At 44.4% G+C, this 20,284-nt stretch carries 18 protein-coding genes and 1 tRNA gene; 10 read left to right on the top strand and 9 right to left on the bottom strand.

Annotated elements, in window-relative coordinates; all coding sequences use genetic code 11:
* The first annotated feature begins 440 nt into the window (after positions 1-440).
* Positions 441-513 (top strand) — tRNA-Lys (locus tag AB5706_RS00945).
* Between the two features lie 159 nt (positions 514-672).
* On the opposite strand, the gene AB5706_RS00950 is transcribed toward AB5706_RS00945, so the two are convergent.
* Positions 673-828, bottom strand: coding sequence for a hypothetical protein (locus AB5706_RS00950; protein ID WP_226837795.1), 156 nt, complete (start codon positions 826-828; stop codon positions 673-675).
* 320 nt (positions 829-1,148) lie between these two features.
* Between AB5706_RS00950 and AB5706_RS00955 the strand changes: the two genes are divergently transcribed.
* Positions 1,149-2,309, top strand: a complete 1,161-nt coding sequence (locus AB5706_RS00955; RefSeq protein ID WP_195698966.1) for a transglutaminase-like domain-containing protein — start codon at positions 1,149-1,151, stop codon at positions 2,307-2,309.
* A gap of 853 nt (positions 2,310-3,162) precedes the next feature.
* On the opposite strand, the gene AB5706_RS00960 is transcribed toward AB5706_RS00955, so the two are convergent.
* A complete protein-coding gene (locus tag AB5706_RS00960) occupies positions 3,163-3,720 on the bottom strand; it encodes a C40 family peptidase (protein WP_148463726.1) in 558 nt (185 codons plus the stop codon).
* A gap of 304 nt (positions 3,721-4,024) precedes the next feature.
* Between AB5706_RS00960 and AB5706_RS00965 the strand changes: the two genes are divergently transcribed.
* The 5 genes from AB5706_RS00965 to AB5706_RS00985 all read left to right on the top strand — a co-directional run bounded on the left by AB5706_RS00965 (position 4,025) and on the right by AB5706_RS00985 (position 11,569).
* A complete protein-coding gene (locus AB5706_RS00965; RefSeq protein WP_173718508.1) occupies positions 4,025-5,794 on the top strand; it encodes a DUF885 domain-containing protein in 1,770 nt (589 codons plus the stop codon).
* A gap of 230 nt (positions 5,795-6,024) precedes the next feature.
* A complete protein-coding gene (locus tag AB5706_RS00970; RefSeq protein ID WP_195983355.1) occupies positions 6,025-7,599 on the top strand; it encodes a CapA family protein in 1,575 nt (524 codons plus the stop codon).
* A gap of 577 nt (positions 7,600-8,176) precedes the next feature.
* Positions 8,177-9,550: an SPFH domain-containing protein gene (locus AB5706_RS00975; RefSeq protein ID WP_173718510.1), complete on the top strand. Its 1,374-nt coding sequence runs from the start codon at positions 8,177-8,179 to the stop codon at positions 9,548-9,550.
* A 26-nt stretch (positions 9,551-9,576) separates the two neighbouring features.
* Positions 9,577-10,665 (top strand): TFIIB-type zinc ribbon-containing protein, encoded by a 1,089-nt coding sequence (locus AB5706_RS00980; RefSeq protein ID WP_173718511.1) that lies wholly within the window; start codon positions 9,577-9,579, stop codon positions 10,663-10,665.
* A gap of 13 nt (positions 10,666-10,678) precedes the next feature.
* The gene (locus AB5706_RS00985) at positions 10,679-11,569 is read left to right on the top strand and encodes a TPM domain-containing protein (protein ID WP_148463722.1); all 891 of its coding nucleotides are present in this window, start codon (positions 10,679-10,681) and stop codon (positions 11,567-11,569) included.
* A gap of 278 nt (positions 11,570-11,847) precedes the next feature.
* Here the strand turns inward: AB5706_RS00985 and AB5706_RS00990 are convergent, their stop codons facing one another.
* Positions 11,848-13,203 carry a uracil-xanthine permease family protein gene (locus tag AB5706_RS00990; RefSeq protein ID WP_118579324.1) on the bottom strand — a complete coding sequence of 452 codons (1,356 nt, stop codon included), beginning with the start codon at positions 13,201-13,203 and terminating at the stop codon, positions 11,848-11,850.
* Positions 13,204-13,531: 328 nt separating this feature from the next.
* On the opposite strand from AB5706_RS00990, the gene upp reads away from it, so the two are divergent.
* Complete coding sequence (gene upp / locus AB5706_RS00995) at positions 13,532-14,161, top strand: uracil phosphoribosyltransferase (protein WP_118579383.1); 630 nt, start codon at positions 13,532-13,534, stop codon at positions 14,159-14,161.
* 80 nt (positions 14,162-14,241) lie between these two features.
* On the opposite strand, the gene AB5706_RS01000 is transcribed toward upp, so the two are convergent.
* From AB5706_RS01000 to AB5706_RS01015, 4 genes are read right to left on the bottom strand one after another with little or no spacing between them, the layout of a single operon-like run.
* On the bottom strand, positions 14,242-15,879 hold the full coding sequence (locus AB5706_RS01000; protein ID WP_227198948.1) for a SpoIIE family protein phosphatase: 1,638 nt from the start codon (positions 15,877-15,879) through the stop codon (positions 14,242-14,244).
* Positions 15,876-16,493, bottom strand: a complete 618-nt coding sequence (locus tag AB5706_RS01005; RefSeq protein WP_173718512.1) for a GNAT family N-acetyltransferase — start codon at positions 16,491-16,493, stop codon at positions 15,876-15,878. The genes AB5706_RS01000 and AB5706_RS01005 overlap by 4 nt, the downstream gene beginning before the upstream one ends.
* On the bottom strand, positions 16,490-17,350 hold the full coding sequence (locus tag AB5706_RS01010) for a class I SAM-dependent methyltransferase (protein WP_368365662.1): 861 nt from the start codon (positions 17,348-17,350) through the stop codon (positions 16,490-16,492). Before AB5706_RS01010 ends, AB5706_RS01005 begins: the two co-directional genes overlap by 4 nt.
* A 25-nt stretch (positions 17,351-17,375) precedes the next feature.
* Positions 17,376-18,152, bottom strand: a complete 777-nt coding sequence (locus AB5706_RS01015; RefSeq protein ID WP_368365663.1) for a TatD family hydrolase — start codon at positions 18,150-18,152, stop codon at positions 17,376-17,378.
* Positions 18,153-18,231: 79 nt separating this feature from the next.
* Here AB5706_RS01015 and AB5706_RS01020 point away from each other — a divergent pair, with 79 nt between their 5' ends.
* Positions 18,232-18,663 (top strand): TSUP family transporter, encoded by a 432-nt coding sequence (locus tag AB5706_RS01020; RefSeq protein ID WP_173735403.1) that lies wholly within the window; start codon positions 18,232-18,234, stop codon positions 18,661-18,663.
* The gene (locus AB5706_RS01025; protein WP_173735404.1) at positions 18,660-19,073 is read left to right on the top strand and encodes an NAD(P)-dependent oxidoreductase; all 414 of its coding nucleotides are present in this window, start codon (positions 18,660-18,662) and stop codon (positions 19,071-19,073) included. The genes AB5706_RS01020 and AB5706_RS01025 overlap by 4 nt, the downstream gene beginning before the upstream one ends.
* Before the next feature lie 96 nt (positions 19,074-19,169).
* On the opposite strand, the gene AB5706_RS01030 is transcribed toward AB5706_RS01025, so the two are convergent.
* Both AB5706_RS01030 and moaC read right to left on the bottom strand, forming a co-directional pair.
* Entirely contained in the window at positions 19,170-19,661 is a 492-nt protein-coding gene (locus AB5706_RS01030) for a MogA/MoaB family molybdenum cofactor biosynthesis protein (protein WP_173735405.1), read from the bottom strand.
* A complete protein-coding gene (moaC, locus tag AB5706_RS01035) occupies positions 19,630-20,163 on the bottom strand; it encodes a cyclic pyranopterin monophosphate synthase MoaC (RefSeq protein ID WP_173735406.1) in 534 nt (177 codons plus the stop codon). The genes AB5706_RS01030 and moaC overlap by 32 nt, the downstream gene beginning before the upstream one ends.
* Between the last annotated feature and the right edge of the window lie 121 nt (positions 20,164-20,284).

A 20,284-nucleotide genomic window follows, 5' to 3' on the forward strand; every position in this document is an offset into this window, starting at 1 on the left:
TTGGTTTTACCTAATCTATCATTGTCAAGAAAGTATCGGGAAACCAATCACTTCCCCTCCCCCTCGTTAAAAGTTCCTAAATAACCTCAGTTCCAGCCGACACACAGCATTTGGGCAATGTGTATTACTCCAGCGAGCCATTTCAGGCGCGCTCTTAGCGTAAGCAAAATCCAGCGCTTACGGAGACTTATGCGTGAGGGCTCTCCCGAACGCATTAGTCGCAGTTAGCGATTAGTTTGCTGGAGCGTTGCGCCGGCGAGTGAGTAATACACATTGTCCAAATGCGTCCCTCCTGAAGAACTTTCAACACACTAAATAGCAATCGTAAAAGTTTTCGAAAAAATTTAAAAAAATTATAAAATTCCTATTGACTTTTGTCCTACACTTGATATATAATACATCTTGCGTTGAGGAAATAACAAATCAACGAAATAGGAAATGCGCCTTTAGCTCAGTTGGTAGAGCACCTGACTCTTAATCAGGGTGTCCAGGGTTCGAACCCCTGAAGGCGCACTGAAAGCACTGTTTTTGCGGACAAAGCGATTGCCGCGGGGACGGTGTTTTTTTGTGCCCTTAAAGCCAGTAAAATCAACTCTTGCCGCTTCACATCCTTCTCTAATCAATCTCTCCAATCGTTCCGACTCCAGTTCCAATACCTGTCCACCCATAATCTCACCAATTCCTTTCTTCACCCGGGGGGGATGCCTTGAAAATATAATCTGCAATTCTGTCAATCAATTCAATCAGATCTCGATAGTGTTTCTCTTTTCCCACATCCAGAAGTTCTTTCTCCAGTCTTTCCCCGATAAGTCTATATTCCTCCATCAATTGCTGAAATATGCTATCGTCTTCATCAATTTCTTTAACTCGGAAAACTCCGATATTTATCTTTTGTAAAGTAAAAAATCCCTTCCTCCTTATGCCCTATTTTGCATGAATACATTTTATTTTTCTATCCCAATTTTTCAGAAACCTAGAGCGTGTTTGAAAAATATTACTTTAAGCTTGAATCTCTTAAATAAAACCAATATACTCATATTAGAATTTTTCTGTATCGTCCAAGAGGTCGAAGCTGCTTCTGCAAAAATGAACAAACTTCAGGTTATACCCAAAATTAAAGAAGATCAGAAAACAAAGGAGGAAAAGAAATGCTTGAAAAAGGGAAAAAATTTTTAAACATCTGCTTAAGCACGTTCCTGTTGCTGTCAATAATATTCCTGTTCAGTGTACAGAATGTAAAAGCAGAGGAAGAAACGGATACGATCAATCCAGATGAAATCCAGATGTCAGTAGACAGCCTGCTCACAGGCATCAGCTCCAAAGGATTTCATCCAAGCAAAGGAAACTATCTTTCCATTCGTGCCGGAGTATCATTTAACACCGAACAGGACCTTGAGGGCACAGCCATCAATGTACGTCTTAGGATTCTAAACAAATCTGGTAAATATGTTTATGAAAAAACATACAAAAACATTGGCGGAACAAATTTCTGGGGCGATCCGGTCACTTCTTTTGACCATAAAACCATTCGCCTTGACTGGAACGGAAAACCCTCAAAAGGAAATGAAGCTGGGAAAAAGCCCACAGCCTACGCATCAAATGGCACTTACAAAGTTGAGCTTTTCTATTATGTAGAAAAGGACCAGATCTGCATAAAATCTGTCACCAAAACCAAAAGTTTTAAAGTATCTTCCAAAGCCCCATCCGGAAGCAAAGGCCTCGCAGCTTCCACCACAATTCCAGAATACACCGGAGTCGATACTGTAGACTACATGGCAGAAAAAATGATCCAGTCAGCCAAAATAAAGCTCACTATGAGCCAGGATGAAAAAGTTCGACGTATCTACCACTGGATGACTGTAAACTTCAAGCATAAACACGCCGATGAATTTGTAAAAGCCAAAAATTACTACGATCTCACCAGCACCAAAGCCCAGAAGCGGATTAAAAACTACAAGAAAAAGACTCTCCAGAACTACCAAAACGGCAAACTTATTTTCGGTGGCTCCTCCTGGTCATCCTTTATGGCTCCTTATATGCAGAAACGCGGCGGAGTCTGCAGCGACCAGGCCGCAATCTTTGTCATCCTCTGCAACCACGTAGGCGTAGATGCCGGTGTCTGCAACGGCTACTATAAGAATCTGGATGGCACCAGAGCCGGCCACAGTTGGAACTATGCCATCGTAGATGGTAAAAAATATTACTACGATGTAGACGTAGAAATCCAGAACTACAGTAAAGGTCAGGGCGATTACTACTGGTATAAAAAAACCTTAAAACAGGCAAAGAAAAATCATATCTTCCAGTAACGCCAAAATAATATCAAAAACATTATAAAGAAAGCCCTTTGCAGAGGAAATTTTCTCCGCAAAGGGCTTCTTAATATAATTCCATATTTTACCAGAATCTCATTGTAACTTCTCTATAGTTTTTCGGAGCTTCAGGCAAAATATGCCCTGTAATGAACAATTTATTTTGTCAGACATTTTATGTTTTTTACCTCTAATTGTAATATTTTCCGCGAATATTCTATAATATTTTGATTTTGTAAAAGTCAATACCTTTTTGCCGATTTCTGTCGAATTTTACATTTTCATAACAATAACCAAAACATTTGTTTCGATTCCCATTATGTAAATCAACTCATCCACATGCTTTTCCATGTGGATAATGTGGATAACTTTGTGCATAACTTGATTTTTCAACATTTTTTCATATTTTTGAAAGTGGAAAACTTTCTACCTATTAATTCACCTATCCACATTTTTTTTAAGTCTTTGTGCAATCTGCTAATTTCAACACTTTTCGACATTTTCCCTTGCAAAATATCGTATTTACAATACCTTACAAAATACACACAAATCAATTTTATCCTCTCACCATTCCCCTTTGTATCGTGGCATGGTTACCGTTCGCAACCTTCACAGTAACAAGCTTCGCAATGCACAAAAATCATGCTTTGCATGATTTCGCGCCGCAATTCTCGGGTTTTCTGCGAACCTTGTTCAAAAAAGCACCTCGCGGAATGTTATCAGCGAATAACAACGTTGCAGACTCCCGTCACTGTACAAAAAGGCCGGGGAAACCTTCCCCGGCTGTAAATGTCAGAACAGGATAACCGGATTTCATATCTGTTTTATCAAATGCTCCGCTCCCTCACTCTTATTCACTAAAGAAGCCGTCCGCTTCAATGTAAGTTCCTACTCCCACAGGCGCCTCATAATCATAGTTGGAAATCTTGATTCCAGACGCAGATGTACTTGCATGGATAATCTGTCCAGTTCCAATGTACAGTGCCACATGGCTGATTCCGCTTCCATAGAAAATCAGATCTCCTGGCTCCAGATCTTCCACGCTTTTTTTCGCTGATTGATTATACTGATCTGCTGCTACTCTGGGCAGTGAATAGCCAAACTGTGCAAACACAGACATTACAAACCCGGAACAGTCTGCTCCGTTTGTCAGACTTGTCCCACCGTAAACATAAGGATTTCCCTCAAACTGCAGCGCAAAATCCACGATTTGCTGACGAAGCTCTTCCTCAGAAAGTACCTCCTCTGCCTCTGCAGTCTCTGTCATCCCAGCTACAAATGCCTCGCCCGCCTTTTCCACAGCAGCCTTAGTCGCTGCAAACGCAGTCTGTGGAAAAATCATCTGAGAACAGACCGTTATACACATTGTCATTCCGCAGATCAGTTTTTTCATTTTATTTTTTAACATTCATACACCTCTCAATTTATATAAAATCACCCTTCAAAATGTTACATTTATATTAAGCATATGTAACAATTACGCATAATATCACAACAATCTGTTACCGTCAATTTTGCTCCCACAAATAAAAAAATCGCCTTTTCCGTGAAATCCAACAACTTCCCCATGACATCCCCAACTAATTTCGTCATTCCCGTCAGTCTTGTACACAAAATACACATAATCTTAAAGCCATGGAACCAAATATTTCGCATACTACACTGAAATTCTCAATAATATAGTAGAAATCCCCCAGAGCAGAGGGCATCCTATGTCAAACAGACCAAAATTCACCGCCGCTATTCTGGCTTTTTTTCTTATTATCTGCTTCACATTTTCCTGGCTTTTCAGTCATGTCTTCTCCGAAAATGCCCGCTTCGAAAACTTCGCGGAGTCCATATTTGAAAAAGAGGTTTCCGGAAACGCCCTGAATCTTCATTATTCCCTGGCTTATCCGGAAAAACAGGGCATCTCACGCCCCCGCGCTACCCTTGGCACAATACATCCCAACAATGAAAAAGCCTCTGCCCAGTGCCAGGAATATGTAAAAAAGCTGAAAAAATTTTCCCAGTCAAAGCTCAGTACTTCCAATCGCCTGACCCTTGATCTGCTCCTCCTTTACTACCACACCGAAGCCTCTCTGGGCGACAATTATCTTTTGGAAGAGCCGCTTAGCCCAAGCCTCGGGATCCAGGCGCAGCTGCCTGTACTGCTGGCCGAATACTCCTTCTACACCAATCAGGACATCACCGACTACCTGAATCTGCTCTGCAGCACAAAAGAATATTTCCAGAGCATTCTCGCCTTTGAACAGACAAAATCTGATGCCGGATTTTTTATGTGCGACGAAACTCTGGAACGCATTCAGGACCAATGCCGTGCTTTTATTCAAAACCCGGATTCCAATTATATGCTGGAAATTTTTTCACAGAAACTAAAAGCCTATGGAAAGCTTTCCGAAAAGGACCAGAAACAGCTGAACCTGACCCATAAACAGATTCTGAAAGAAAAGGTTCTCCCCGCATATCAAATGCTGATAGAAGGTCTGGAGCAGCTTCGGGGAACAGGCAAAAATACCGGAGGACTGGTCAATTTTTCCGGTGGAAAGGAATATTACCAATATCTTCTAAAAAGCCAGGTGGGAATCTACATACCTGTGGAAAAACTGGAAAAGCGCCTCACCCAGCAGCTTTCCACCGATTCTCAGGAAATTTCAGAACTTTTGAAACAGCATCCACAACTTCTCACATTGCTAAATGAGAAAATGGATTTGCCAGATATGGAGCCCACACGGGTCATGGAGCTTCTGGAAAAAAATATTCAGCAGGATTTCCCCTCCACTGCTTCTGTAGATTTCGAAATCCGGTCTGTACATAAATCCATGGAAGAATTTCTCAGCCCGGCGTTTTACCTGACACCGCCAATGGACACAGGAGCGCCAAATGTTATTTACATCAATCATGGACGGCAAATTTCCAATCTGGAGCTTTTTACCACGCTGGCGCACGAAGGCTTCCCCGGTCATCTTTACCAGACCGTTTATTTCGGACGACAAAGTCCATCCCATATCCGGTATCTCATCGATTACAGCGGATACGTGGAAGGCTGGGCCACTTATGTGGAAAGTTACGCGTATGATTATGCAGCAGATTATCTGTCTGCCGGCACCTTATCCTCACAGGAAGCTTCTGCTTGCACGCGACTTTCCTGGCTGAACCGCAGCGTGAATCTGTGCATTTACTCCCTGTTGGATGTGGGAATCCATTACCACGGCTGGACTCCTGCGCAAGCCGCCCGCTTCCTGAAACTTTTCGGAATCCGTGATGCTGCTGTCACGGCCGAGATTTACCGATATATCACCGAAACACCTGCTAATTATCTGAAATACTATGTGGGATATCTGAATTTTCTGGATCTGAAAGAAGAACAGCAATCCCTCCTTGGCGAAAACTTTGATCTGAAAAGTTTTCATCAGAAGATACTGGAAATCGGCCCTGTGCAGTTTCCGGTTTTGCGAAAATACATGAACGAGAAATTGTGATTGCCTCTGAAGCTGCAGTATTTTCGCCCGGCTTCTGCCTGCCAGATCCACGCGCAATATTACCCGAAAATTCCCGAAATGCTGTAACATTTTTTTAAATATTTATGTAATAACTTCTTTCTTTGAGCACAATAATTTGCTATAATGAACTCACATTGAAAATATGCAGGAGCAATCTGATTTTCTGATCCTGCTGGTCATATTTTCCTACATTAGAGAAGGGCAAAATCATGAAAAAACGAGATAATCTCCCATTAAATTATAAAGAACGCCTGAATTCCAGAACCAGCTTTCTGGTATCCATCGCGGTTCTGGTGGTTCTCTGCCTGGTGTTTAACCAGATGGACTACACCATGATCCGCCAGCCAGCCGCCCAGGCGAAAAAGGCAGCTGACTTACAAAAACAGAAGGAAGAAGAGGCAGCTGCCACCACCCAGGAAGTCACTACAGCCACAGTCCTTGCAGTTGGGGATAACCTGGTTCAGCCAAGTCTTCTTGCATCCGGCCAGTCAGAAACCGACGCCTGGAATTATAACAGTGTTTATGCCAATCTGAAATCTGATATACAGGCTGCCGACATTGCTATGGTCAATCAGGAAACACCTTTCACCACAGACCACAGCGCAGTCAGCGGTACCGCGCCTTACGCCACTCCTACAGAGGTTGGCGACGCACTTGTAAATGCCGGATTTAATGTGGTCACATCTGCCACAGCACTGATCGATGACAATGGTTCTTCCATGATCAACGAAACTTTAAATTACTGGGAAACCAGCCATCCGGATGTCACTCTGGTTGGTATTCATAAAAACCAGTCCGGTATAGACGCTCCGAAGATTGTAGAAATTAACGGAATCAAGATTGCGTTCCTTAACTATACCTTCCCGTCATATGGAAGCCAGACTGTAAGCTCCGGCGACAGCACCGATAATTCCGATGGTTCTGCAAACGACTCTGCCAGCTCGGATACTTCCGACAGTTCAACAGGAGATGCAGACAGTTCTGGAAGTACAGATACATCCACTTCCGGAAAAGGCTCTATGATTGACACGTTCAGCACTGCCGATGTTGCAGCCGCCATCAAACAGGCCAAAGCTTCCGCAGACTGTGTGATTTTCTCTGCAAACTGGGGCAAGACCGAAGAACCAATGCCTACCGAATACGAAAAAGAATGGGCCAACTTCCTTATGGAGCAAGGTGTTGACGTTGTGATCGGAACCAATCCGAATGTGCTCCAGCCATATGGCTACCTTACAGATGACTCTGGTCACAACATGCTGATCTACTACTCCCTTGGCAACTTTGTTACTGGTCAGGAAACACTGAAGCAGCTTCTTGGCGGAATGGCAGCCTTTACCATTCAGAAGACCGTAGACGGCGATCAGACCAGCATCCAGATCCAGGATGCCACACTGACACCGCTGGTTATGCATTACAGCTACGATACCCCGGAATATGCACCATATAAGCTGGACGATTATACGGACGCTCTTGCAGCTGCACACAGCGTCCGCCAGTCCATCGGAGATGAGTTTTCCCTAGAAAACCTTCAGACAAAATATGATGAAATCATGTCCATGAACGTCACACCATCTACTAAGACGGATCTTCTGGATGTCACATTTGATTCCGACGGAAATATGCTGGATTCCAACGGAAATTACGTGGAGGATAATGATTCCATCACCTCCTCCTGGTACTATCAGACACTTGCCACCCAAAGCAGTTCCAGTTCTGACGGCTCTGGATCAGGCAATTCCGGATCAGACAGCTCAGACGCATCTGATGACAATTCAGAAGGTTAAATGTGCCCCATACCAGGTTCAATATTACTAATGACAAAATCTGCAGTACTATAATATATAGGCTGCAGATTTTTGTTATTCCGGCATTCCAAACATTTTTTTGTCATCAAATGGCTGGTATACAATTCCTATTTACTGCAAATCAGATAGTATCTATGTCTTATTGTCACGAAAACCAGTCATTTATCACATATAGGTTGTTTTTTCAGACAAAATCAGATAAAATTTATAGTAGAGTAGTAACGATTCCGCACATTCACAGTGATATCCTTCTGGATACACAGAAATCATGTTTTATACGATTTCGCGCCGCATTTCTCGTTTTTTCTGTGAACTTCGTTCACAAAAACACCTCGCGGAATAATGTCTGCTGAATCGTTATGTAGAATAATTAATAAAATCATTTTCGGACAATAACTGTACAAATTAACGAAACCACTATGTCTGCTCACACAGGCACCACCAGATATGAAATCCATGGTTTCTGCGCCAATGCACTCCTGCTATTGGCATCAGGTGGCATTCGTTTACATAATTTTTCCAGTCATTGACCGGTCAAAAAGAAAGGAGTTACAATATGGGACTTATTAAAGCAGCACTTGGCGCCGCAGGCGGTACACTTGCAGATCAGTGGAAAGAATTTTTCTACTGTGATGCCATCGACAATGACGTTCTGGCAGTAAAAGGTCAGAAACGCACATCCAAACGTTCCTCCAATACCAAGGGAAGCGACAACATTATCACCACCGGATCCGGAATCGCAGTCGCAGACGGACAATGTATGATGATCGTAGAGCAAGGCAAGATCGTTGATATCTGCGCGGAACCAGGCGAATACACCTACGATGCTTCTACCGAGCCAAGTATTTTCTCCGGAAATCTGGGCGACGCCATCATGAACACTTTCCACACCATTGGCAAGCGTTTCACATTCGGCGGTGACACTGGCAAAGACCAGCGTGTTTACTATTTCAACACCAAAGAACTGGTAGACAATAAATTCGGAACTCCGAACCCGATTCCATTCCGTGTTGTAGACCAGAACATCGGTCTGGACATTGATGTTTCTGTCCGCTGCAGCGGTGTTTATTCCTACCGCATTGCAGACCCGCTTCTCTTCTATTCCAACGTCTGCGGAAACTTTGAACAGCAGTACGACAGAGAGCAGATTGAGGGACAGCTGAAGACAGAATTTATCTCAGCTCTTCAGCCGGCATTTGCCAGCATTTCCCAGCAGGGAATCCGTCCAAGCGCACTTCCGGCTCATGCACTGGAGCTCTGTGATGCCATGAATCAGGCTCTCACCCAGAAATGGAGTCAGCTTCGTGGTCTCGTGATCGTATCTGTTGCCATGAATCCGATCACTCTTCCTGAGGAAGATGCCCAGATGATCAAAGAAGCGCAGCGTATGGCTATCCTCCGCAATCCTGCCATGGCAGCCGCTACTCTTGCAGGAGCACAGGCAGACGCCATGAAGACAGCAGCAGGCAACGCTGGCGGTGCCATGACCGGTTTCATGGGCATGAATATGGCAGGCATGACTGGCGGTTTTAACGCACAGAATCTTTACGCTATGGGACAGCAGCAGGCAGCTCAGGCACAGCAGATGGCACAGCCACAGCCAAATCCGGCCGTATCCCAGGCTCAGGCAGGCGGTTCTGCTCCGGCAACTGACCAGTGGAAATGCTCCTGCGGTGCTATGGTTTCCGGTAATTTCTGCCCGGAATGCGGCGCGAAAAAGCCTCAGACACCTGCAGCAAATGCAAGCTGGACCTGTTCCTGCGGCGCTGTAAATACAGGCAAATTCTGCACCAACTGCGGTTCTCCTAAACCGGCTATGAAGCCTCGGTACCGCTGTGACAAGTGCGGCTGGGAACCGGAAGATCCAACCAATCCACCAAAATTCTGTCCGAACTGTGGCGATCCATTTAATGAAAACGATACCCAGTAAAAAAGCAGCATAAAAGGAGATGAACTATGTCCGATTTACTTGAATATAAATGCCCCTGCTGCGGCGGAGCAATCGAATTCAACAGTACGCTCCAGAAGATGAAATGTCCTTACTGCGACACTGAATTTGATATGGAAACCGTCAAAGAATTTAACGAAGCAGCAGCTAACCAGCAATCTGATGAATTGAACTGGGAAAGTGCTTCAGACAACTCCTGGAAGGAAGATGAAGCCAGCGGAATGTCCGTTTACATATGCCAGTCCTGCGGCGGAGAAATCGTTGCCGATGAAAGCACAGGTGCTTCTTCCTGCCCATTCTGCGGCAATCCGGTAGTAATGTCCGGCAAATTTTCCGGTACCCTGCGTCCGGATTTTATCATTCCGTTTAAGCTGGACAAAAAGGCAGCCAAAGAAGGTCTGGTCAAACATCTTCACGGCAAGATCCTTTTACCCAAAGTATTTAAAAAGGAAAATCACATTGACGAGATCAAAGGTGTTTATGTGCCTTTCTGGCTTTTTGACACCGACGCTTCTGCAGATATCCGCTATCATGCCACCAAGACCCGTTTCTGGAGTGACAGCGACTATGATTATACGGAAACCAGCCATTACTCTGTTTTCCGTGCTGGAAACATCGGGTTCGACCAGATTCCGGTAGACGGTTCTTCCAAAATTGACAATGATTTAACAGAGTCTCTGGAGCCTTACGTAATTTCCGAGGCTGTGGACTTTGCCACTCCTTACCTGGCAGGATACGTTGCGGACAAATATGATGTATCCGCAGAAGAATCTGCTGAGCGCGCCAACCAGCGTGTAAGAAAAGCCGCTGAGGATGCTTTTCGCGATACGGTCATCGGTTATGACAGCGTTACCCCTGAAGATACCCGTATTCAGTTAAAAGGCGGTAAAACCCACTATGCCCTTTTCCCGGTATGGCTTCTTTCCACCACCTGGAAGGGCAACCACTATCTGTTCGGCATGAACGGACAGACTGGTAAATTTGTAGGAAATCTGCCTGTAGATAAAGGTATTTTCACTAAATGGTTCCTTGGACTTACTGCAGGTTTTTCCGTTGCTGCTTACGCCATTGCATGGCTGATTCACACATTTTGTTAAGGAGGAACATGCCATGAAAAAACAATCATTTGGAATTATTCTGGCGGCAGTGCTGGGAGCAGGAAGCCTTTTCAGTGCAGTTATTCCAGGCACGGATGCGCTTTTTACTACTGCTTTGCCAGGTACGGGAGCTGTTACGGTACAGGCCGAAGCTTCCAACAGCTTTGGCGGATCCGGCAGTGAGGAAGATGACTCTTATCAGGACTTTGCAGCCTCCGAATTTTCCCTTGTCCTGGACGAGGCGGATCTTCTCACAGATGAAGAAGAATCCCAGCTTCTGGATAAGCTGGAAGCCATCACCGGGGAATACAATCTGGAAGTGGCAGTTGCCACAGTAGAGTCGAAAGACGGCAATGAGATGAACTACTTTACAGATCATTTCTTCGATGAGAATGGTTACGGAACCGGCGAAAACCACGACGGAATCCTGTTCATGGTCAGCATTGGCGACCGTGAATGGCACATTACCACCCACGGATATGGTATGACTGCGTTTAACGATGACGGACTTGCTTATCTGAAGGAAAATGTAGAGCCTCTGTTAAAGGATGAAAACTTCTACGGCGCTTTCGATACCTACGCAGATCTGTGTCAGGATCTGTTGGAAATGGCTGCTAACGGGGAGCCTTATACAGAGCCCTTTTCTCCCATATGGATTCTCATTTCCCTGGGAATCGGTCTTGTGCTTGCGTTTCTGTGCACCATGGGCATGAGAGCCCAGCTGAAAAGCGTACGGACACAGGACAGCGCAGTGGATTATGTGCGCCAGGGAAGTATGGCACTGACAAGATCAAACGATATTTTCCTGTATCACACAGTTACCAAAACAGCGAAACCGAAGGATAGTGACAGTTCCTCCGGCGGCTCAGACAGCGATCACGGAGGTACAGGCGGAAGCTTCTAAAAAGATTCCTTCTTGCAGAATTGCACTGCGGCAGGTCGCCTCGAACGACACCTCCCCTTCCGCCGCAGTGCGATTCTGCCTGGTAATAGGAAATTCCAACAGCATTTCCTATTACAACATAAAAAAGAACTCGATTCATACATGGCAAATAAATGTACTTAGAGCCTCTTTGAAAAAGACTCCCGCATTTATTTACTTTGAATCGAGTTCTTTTTATATATCAGCTAAACAGACATTTCACCTTCCGGCAGCATCACCATATAGGAAAGCCAGCCGGATCAGTCGTCTTCCATCTCCTCTTTCTTCTTTGCAGTCTCAAACACATAGTCATTTCCCGGAAGAACGGCGTTCAGCAGGATTCCTACAATTGCAGCAAGTGCAAGTCCTGTAAGAGTAATATGTGCGCCTGCGATGGTAAATGTAAGTCCATCGGAAATGCCAAGACCACAAACCAGGATAACCGCTGTAATAACCAGGTTACGAGAACGTGTCAGGTCTACTTTGTTCTCAACTACATTACGGACACCAACAGCAGAGATCATTCCATAAAGAATAAAACTGATACCACCGATGATCGCAGACGGAAGGGAACTAATCACCTCAGCCATCTTCGGGATAAAGCTGAGGATAACTGCATAAATAGCAGCCAGACGGATTACCTTCGGGTCGTAAACACGGCTCAGAGCAAGAACACTGGTGTTCTCTCCGTAAGTTGTATTTGCAGGTCCACCGATCAGTGCTGACAGAGAGGTTGCAAGTCCGTCACCCAGAAGTGTACGGTGAAGCCCCGGGTCTTCGATGAAATTGCGGTCAACCGTTGCGGAAATAGCAGAAATATCGCCAATGTGCTCCATCATGGAAGCAATTGCGATCGGTGCCATTGCAAGGATTGCAGTAATGTTAAATTTGCAGAGGAAGAATTTCGGAACACCTACGATCGGCGCACTTGCTACTCCTGCAAAGCTGAGGATAGCACTTCCATCTGCGTTTGTCATACCCAAGGCATTCATGATCAGGGCAACCACATAAGAAACAACAATACCCATCAGAATCGGAATAATACGGAACATTCCAACGCCCCAGATGTTGAAGAAAATAACAGTTCCAAGTGCGATCAAAGCAAGGATCCAGTTCTGGGATGCGTTGCTGATTGCAGACGGTGCAAGGCTAAGACCAATACAGATAATAATCGGACCAGTTACAACCGGAGGCAGATAACGCATGACGCGCTTTACGCCAATTACCTTAACGATCATTGCAAGTACCAGATACAGAAGTCCTGCTACAAACACACCACCGCATGCATATGGAAGCTTCTCTCCATAAGACATGTTGGCAAAAATTCCGGTGTCAAGCTCTGCAACGGTGGCAAATCCGCCAAGAAATGCAAATGATGATCCTAGGAATGCAGGTACCTTCAGCTTAGTCAGTACATGGAACAGAAGTGTTCCAAATCCGGCACAGAACAGGGTTACCTGAATGGATAAGCCCTCGCCGTGAAAATAGTTGTTTACCAGGATCGGCACCAGAATGGTAGCGCCAAACATGGCGAACATATGCTGGAGCCCCAGAATCAGCATCTGTGGGATTCCAAGCTTTTTGGCATCATAAATGCCCTCAACTCTGAATTTCATAAATATAGTTCCTCCTTTTCCCTTAGAGCCTGTTCACGACCTGACTAACACGCTTCACAATGCACAGAAATCATACATTCGCATGATTTCTGCCAATACGGTCTATACTGTGAACAGCAATCTTGTTATAGTATAAAGTATGCGACAAATTTTTACAATTATTGACTTTCTATAGAAAGTGCGATATGATTTTTACAGTATTCCCATAGAGCATTTTCAACACGCTCTGGAGCATATTTGAAAAAGGTTCTGAAGGGATTGTTGTTGCATAGGGCAATGGCAACTTTATCACACTACGGAGGTTTTTATCATGTCAAATTTTTCAGATATGGACAATGTTTTTATTATGGACCACCCGCTGATCCAGCATAAGATTTCCATTCTTCGTAATAAGGAGACCGGAACAAACGAATTCCGCAAACTTATTGAGGAGATTGCAGTTCTTATGGGTTTTGAAGCTCTTCGCGATCTTCCTCTTGAGGATGTTGAAGTTGAGACTCCTATTGAGACTTGCAGAACTCCTATGATTTCTGGTAAGAAGCTTGCTGTTGTTCCTGTACTTCGTGCAGGTCTGGGTATGGTAAATGGTATCACCACTCTGGTTCCGTCTGCCAAGATCGGTCATATTGGTCTTTACCGTGACCCGGTTACTCATGAGCCTCATGAGTACTATTGTAAGCTTCCGGATCCTATCGACCAGCGTCTCATCGTTATGGTTGACCCCATGCTTGCAACTGGCGGCTCTGCTATCTCCGCTGTTAACTTCATCAAACAACATGGTGGAAAGAGCATTAAATGTATGTTTGTTATCGCTGCTCCGGAAGGTCTGAAACGACTTCATGAGGTGCACCCGGATGTGCAGATCTATGTAGGACATCTGGACAGAGAACTGAACGACCGCGCTTATATCTGCCCGGGACTTGGCGATGCAGGCGACAGAATTTTTGGTACTAAATAGATTTTTGACCAGAGCATATTTGAAAAAGGCTGAATTCCGGAAATTATCTCATTTCCAGAATTCAGCCTTTTTTTGCCCGATCATGCTTTTTCCATCTTCGCCTTATACTCTACGCAAAGCATGGTAATATCATCAAACTGCGGTGCCTCTCCCACAAAAGCATCAATATCTTTTTTCACTTCAGGCAGAATTTCTGATGGTGTTCTGTCTTTTACACGATTCAGAACCTGCTCCAGACGCTCCATTCCATAAAGCTGATTTTCTACATTTGTAGCCTCAGTCACACCGTCTGTATACTGGAAGATCAAATCTCCCACATCCAGCGTCATACTGCCGGCTTTATAGTTCATATCTTCAAATCCAGCAAGGACAAAGCCTGGACGGATCTTATATGCCTCAAAACTGCCGCCTGCTTTACAGATAAATGGCATTTCATGTCCAGCATTTACGAAACAGAACTCTCCTGTCACCAGATCCAACACACCTTCAAAAGCAGTGATAAACAAGCCTTCACTGTTTGCCTCACAAAGAAGATTATTTACAGTAGAGAAAACCTCCCCCAAATCTCTTCCTGGTGTAGTGTGATCCTTGATAAGCGTTTTTCCAATGACCATAAAGAGCGCAGCCGGAACACCTTTTCCGGATACATCGGCCATAACAATTGCCAGATGTGTCTCATCTACCATGAAGAAATCGTAAAAATCACCGCCAACTTCTTTTGCAGGTGTCATAGTTGCATAAATATCAAATTCCTTACGATCCGGAAAGGCCGGGAAAATACATGGCAGCATGGATGCCTGAATATTCCTGGCAATATCCAGCTCAGTGCCGATTCGCTCCTTCTCGGCAGTCACTTTGGACAGATTGGCAATGTAATTTTCAAGCTCTTCCATCATAAAGTTAAAAGAGTCACTTAGTGCCTCGATCTCATCACCAGTTTTCATGGTAATTCTCTGATTCTCAAACTTTCCGCTCTCTGTAATCTCCTGGGTAAAATCAGCCAGCCTGCTGATCGGTCTGGTGATTGTCTTTCGCACAAAGACAATATACGCAGCCATCGTCACTGCGATAATGCAAAAAGAAATCAGCAGCATATTGATAAGAAAGGAATTCAGATAATTCCTGACCTCTTTCATATCCAGAATATACTGAATTTCTGCCAGAGCCTTTCCATTCTCGTCCAGAATCACCGAAATGCCCGTGTAATTATAGCCATAGCTGTTGTCCGTCACAAGCGGATGATCCACACCTTTATTCTGCTGATACTGGTTCCATATGGTAATATATTTCTCCATGTCAGCAGGATCATCAGGATTTGCAGCATCAGTGTACAAAATGTCACTTCCATAGGCAATCTGATTCGCAGGATCATCTCCCAATTCCTCAACCAGGGCATCTATGTAGAAATGAACACTGTCTTCATCCGGAACAACCAGAGACAGATATGTAACATCGCCATCCTTTTTCAGCTTGTTAAACAACGTAACCATTTCCGAATATTCTTCTGTCTTGTCCCCGCCTTCTGCCAGGATTTTCTTCACATCCGAAACCGACATCATATCTGCAATACTATTGCTGTTCGTCATTACCCTCTGTGCATATAGATTTTCCAGATAGGATCTGGAGCTTCTATAGCTGAAAAGAGAAATGGCAATGGTAAGGATTACACCGATCACGCCAAGTGAAAGTATAAATTTAGGAAGAAGTTTTATTTTCATTTGCAATTCCTTTCCTTAACTTTCTTAAAATAGACCTCTGCATCACACTTGCAGCGTCCTTTGCAATATGGACAATAAAGTTCTTTTTTATTATACCAGATCATCTTTGCAGAAAAAAGATGAACAAACTTACATTCCTGAAGTGCCCTTTCCAGAGGAACTTTACCGCCTGCATTCCAGCAGATGATAAACACTTCCCCTATGCCCTTCTCCGCAAACTGATTCAATGCATAGTTCATAAGCCCAACTGCCAGACCCTGTCTGCGAAATGCTTCTTTTATTCCTACTGACTGAATCTTGCCAACAGGTGCCAAAGTATCCTGCTGGCATACCCGTTGGATTTTCTGTTCCGTAAGCCTGGTATCCTCTGCAATCTGCTTCTCATTGGTAAGATAGTAATAAATATATCCTGCAAGCTCTCCTTCTGCAGTTCTCAGCAGAAGGAATGCCCGTTCACTGCTTCCAATGGCCTGCTCAAGCTCTTCTTTCTGATACAGATTTTCGCCTACGCACCTGTCCATAAGCTGCAGTGTTTCCTCAATATCCTCTTTTTCCAATGAATACAGACAAAATTCTCTGCCAGAAGCCCCAAACCTCCCTGTCTTTTGTGTCATAAGCTTCCCTTCTCACAGGACAAAATCTGCATGCCCATTGTAATCTCCGATTCCTCACTCAGAATCAGCTGCTGAAGTTCTTCATAATTCTTCTTCAGCCAGTTCTGCCAGTCCTGATATTTTCTGTTATCCGGTTCTTCCGCCAGCAAGATTTCCACATCCTCGGGCAAATAGGAAAAAAAGGTCTGGAAAATATCTTCTTTTTGCTGCTGTTCGCCTTTGGCAGCGGAAATCTCCTTGCACCAGACATGGATATAATCGTATCCGCAGTTGGTCAGCCAGCCGGGAACGGCCTGACCGGTTTCTCTTTTTCCTGCGTATTTGTCCTCTTTTAAGATATCCAGAAACTGTCCAAGAAGATTCTTTTCATCTGGAGCCAGAGTGGATATGCGGTCATTGCTTTCTGTGATAAAAATCACTCCGCCTTTTTTCAAAAAATTCTTCAATGTGCGAAGCAGCTTTTCCCCATCATATAAATGCATTAATACAAAAGAAAGACAGATCAGGTCAAATTCTCTGTCTTCCGGTTCTGCGCAGAGCTTCTGAAGGTCCGCTGAAAACGAATCCCGATCCGCATCCATCTGATAAAAAGAAAATTTAGTATTTCCGAATTGACTGTTGGCTCTTTCCACAAGCTGCTGATTATACTCCAGGCCAATCACCCTGGAAATCCTGTCATCTGAAAAGCGGTGAAAGGTTCTGGTGCCATCATTGCAGCCAATATCCAGAACAGAAAGTTCTGATTTCCCCTTAAAAAAATGCTCTAACGCAGGTTTCTCTGCCTGTGACAACAGCAAATTCTGTCTTCTCAGTCGTTCCCTCTCTTTTTCTTCCTGAAATACTAACTGACTTTGCACTACTTGTCTCCTTGTCCGTCAAAATTTACGCTCTGAATAATAACCGCTTCGCATTCTCTTCCGTCACTGCAATTACTTCTTCTGCAGTAATTCCCTTAATCTGCGCCAGGGCTTCTGCAACATAGGGCAGATTCAAGGAAGAATTTCTCCTGCCTCGATTGGGCTCCGGTGCCATATAAGGGCAGTCCGTTTCCAGAACGATCTGGGACAGCGGCGCTATGGCAGCTACTTCTTTCAGCTTCTTTGCATTTTTGAAAGTAAGCACGCCGCCAATGCCAAGACAAAGTCCCATTTTCAAATATTCCGCCGCAATCTCCTTACTGTAGGAAAAGCAGTGAATGATTCCTCCGGACATATCTTTTTTCATATATTCCTTTACAATCTCCAGAGTGTCCTCGGCTGCATCCCGGCTGTGGATCATAAATGGCAGCTTCTCCTCCCTGGCAATGTCCATCTGCGCCCGGAACATCTCCTGCTGCTGTTTATGCTCTGCCTCTTCCTTATGCCAGTAGTAATCCAGACCGATTTCTCCGATGGCGACCATTTTCTCCATATGGGAAAGACGCCGGATCTCATCCAGAGTATCCTGTGTCATAATTCCTGCATCGTCGGGATGAACCCCCACTGCGCCATACACAAAAGGATACGCTTTCATCAATTCCAAGGTCCCGCCAAATCCTCCGACGGACGCGCACACATTTACAATACAGCCCACTCCCCCGTCTTTCATGGAAGAAAGGAGCTGATCTCTGTCTTCGTCAAATGCCTCATCATCATAATGTGCATGTGTATCAAATATCATTTTTCTGCCTCATTTTTCTTTGAGATACAACAATTATAGCATACAAAAATTATACCAGTAAAGTGTTATAAACCGCTTTTTGAAAGTTCTATTTCAGTGTTCCGGTCTTCTCGGCGGCTTCACATCACTTTATAAATTTATAAAAAGCGGACATGTTTACTGGTTCACTGCATCCATAGCAGGAATAAATGCTGTCATCGGCTCCGTCCTTGGCGCAAAGCTTAATCTGATCCTCTCAGCCAAATATCTGCAGATAATAATGGTACTACTCCTTCCCGTTGCAGCGGTCTTCATCCTTGCCAACAAAAGCTTAGGCGAAGAAAGCAAGATGGACACCCTTTCCAGAAGACAGCTTGCAATCCGGGCGGTACTCATTGGTCTGATATTAGGTGCCTACACAGGTTTTTACGGTGCCGGAGGCGGTGCATTTATTTTGCTTGCTTTTACCACGCTTACCAAACTGGATCTGATCACAGCTTCCGGCAATACCAAGGACAGTGACGGAAAATGAAAAACCAGATGAAAATGATCGCATATGCTGTTGAACCGGAAGAACTTCCTGTTTTTGAGAAGTATTACCAGAATTACAATATAGACCTTAAGCTTCTCAGCGAAAAACCTACACTAAAAAATACTGCCCGTGGTTCCATCATTGATTCAACAGCACTTATCAAAGCACTTGAAAGCGGCCATATTGCAGGAGCAGGTCTTGATGTAATTGATGGAGACCGGAATATTTATTACCGGGATCACAAAAATCAGATGATTATACATCACGAAATGGCAATCTTAAACTCTATGCCTAATGTACTTATGCTGCCTCACGCCGCATATTTTACAGATCAGGCACTGGAAGATATGGTGCACAACTCTCTGGTTGTAACAAGCCAGTATTTTAAAACTATGAAAGAGCAGCCATAAGCAGTCTTCGTCAGCCCCCAAACTAAGAATCCCCTCCACAAAAGCAACTGCTGCATAGTGGAGGGGATTCTCATTTACTATAAAATTTATGAATATTTACTGCCTTGCACAATTTCCAGCTTCCCCGGTCATAATCTCAATACCATGACCAAGAGCTCCAATAATGTATTCCAGACTCTCCTTTACTGCTTTCGGACTGCCTGGAAGATTAATGATCAGAGTCTTTTTTCGGATTCCGGCTGTAGCGCGGCTGAGCATGGCGCGGTTTGTGATCGTCATGCTGTAAGCGCGGATGGCCTCCGGGATTCCCGGAACCTTACGTTCTGTAATATCTTCGGTGGCCTCCGGCATAACATCCCGCGGGGAAAAGCCAGTTCCGCCAGTAGTCAAAATCAGTTCTGCCTGATTCTCATCTGCGATTTCCGCCATTCTCTTAGAAAGCATGGCACGGTCATCTGGAAGAATATCCATAGAGACTACCTGATAGCCTTCTCTTTCTACGATTTCCTGAATCGCCGGACCGCTTAAATCTTCCCGCTTACCCTGAAATCCCATATCACTGGATGTGATAATTGCTACTCGCTTCATTTTTCTCCCCTTCATTTTTTATTTCTTTGAACAAAAAATCCCCACTCTTACCGCCAGTTTTCTCTACCAGGTGAATATCTGTCATCACCATATGCTTGTCGATTGCCTTGCACATATCATAAATTGTAAGAAGAGTCACCTGAACACCTGTAAGTGCTTCCATTTCCACGCCTGTTTTTCCGTCCGTCTTCACAGTACAGAATGTACGGATAATCCCATTCTCCTTTTCCAGTTCAAAATCAATGGCACATTTGGTGACCGGAAGCGGATGGCACATTGGCACCAGATCTGAGGTATGTTTCACAGACATGATTCCGGCAACACGGGCAACGCCAAGAACATCCCCCTTTGCCACAGTTCCTGCAGTAAGATGCTCCATAATCTCTGAGCCCACCTGGATTGCGCCTGTGGCAATGGCAGTTCTGTGCGTGACCGGCTTGTCCGAAACGTCTACCATTACTGCATTGCCGTTTTCATCGAAATGGGTCAATTTATTTTCCATAGCATTTTCCTTTATAACAATATTGATAATATTTTTTATCTTTGATAGCATAATACCAGGAACAAAAATTAACCTTCTGCCCCTGGCACTACTCTTCTGGATTATGTTATATTTTATTCCG

The organism is Ruminococcus sp. RTP21484sp1_RTP21277st1_D2_RTP21277_210401 (assembly GCF_040924225.1).
Taxonomy (GTDB): domain Bacteria; phylum Bacillota; class Clostridia; order Lachnospirales; family Lachnospiraceae; genus Blautia_A; species Blautia_A faecis.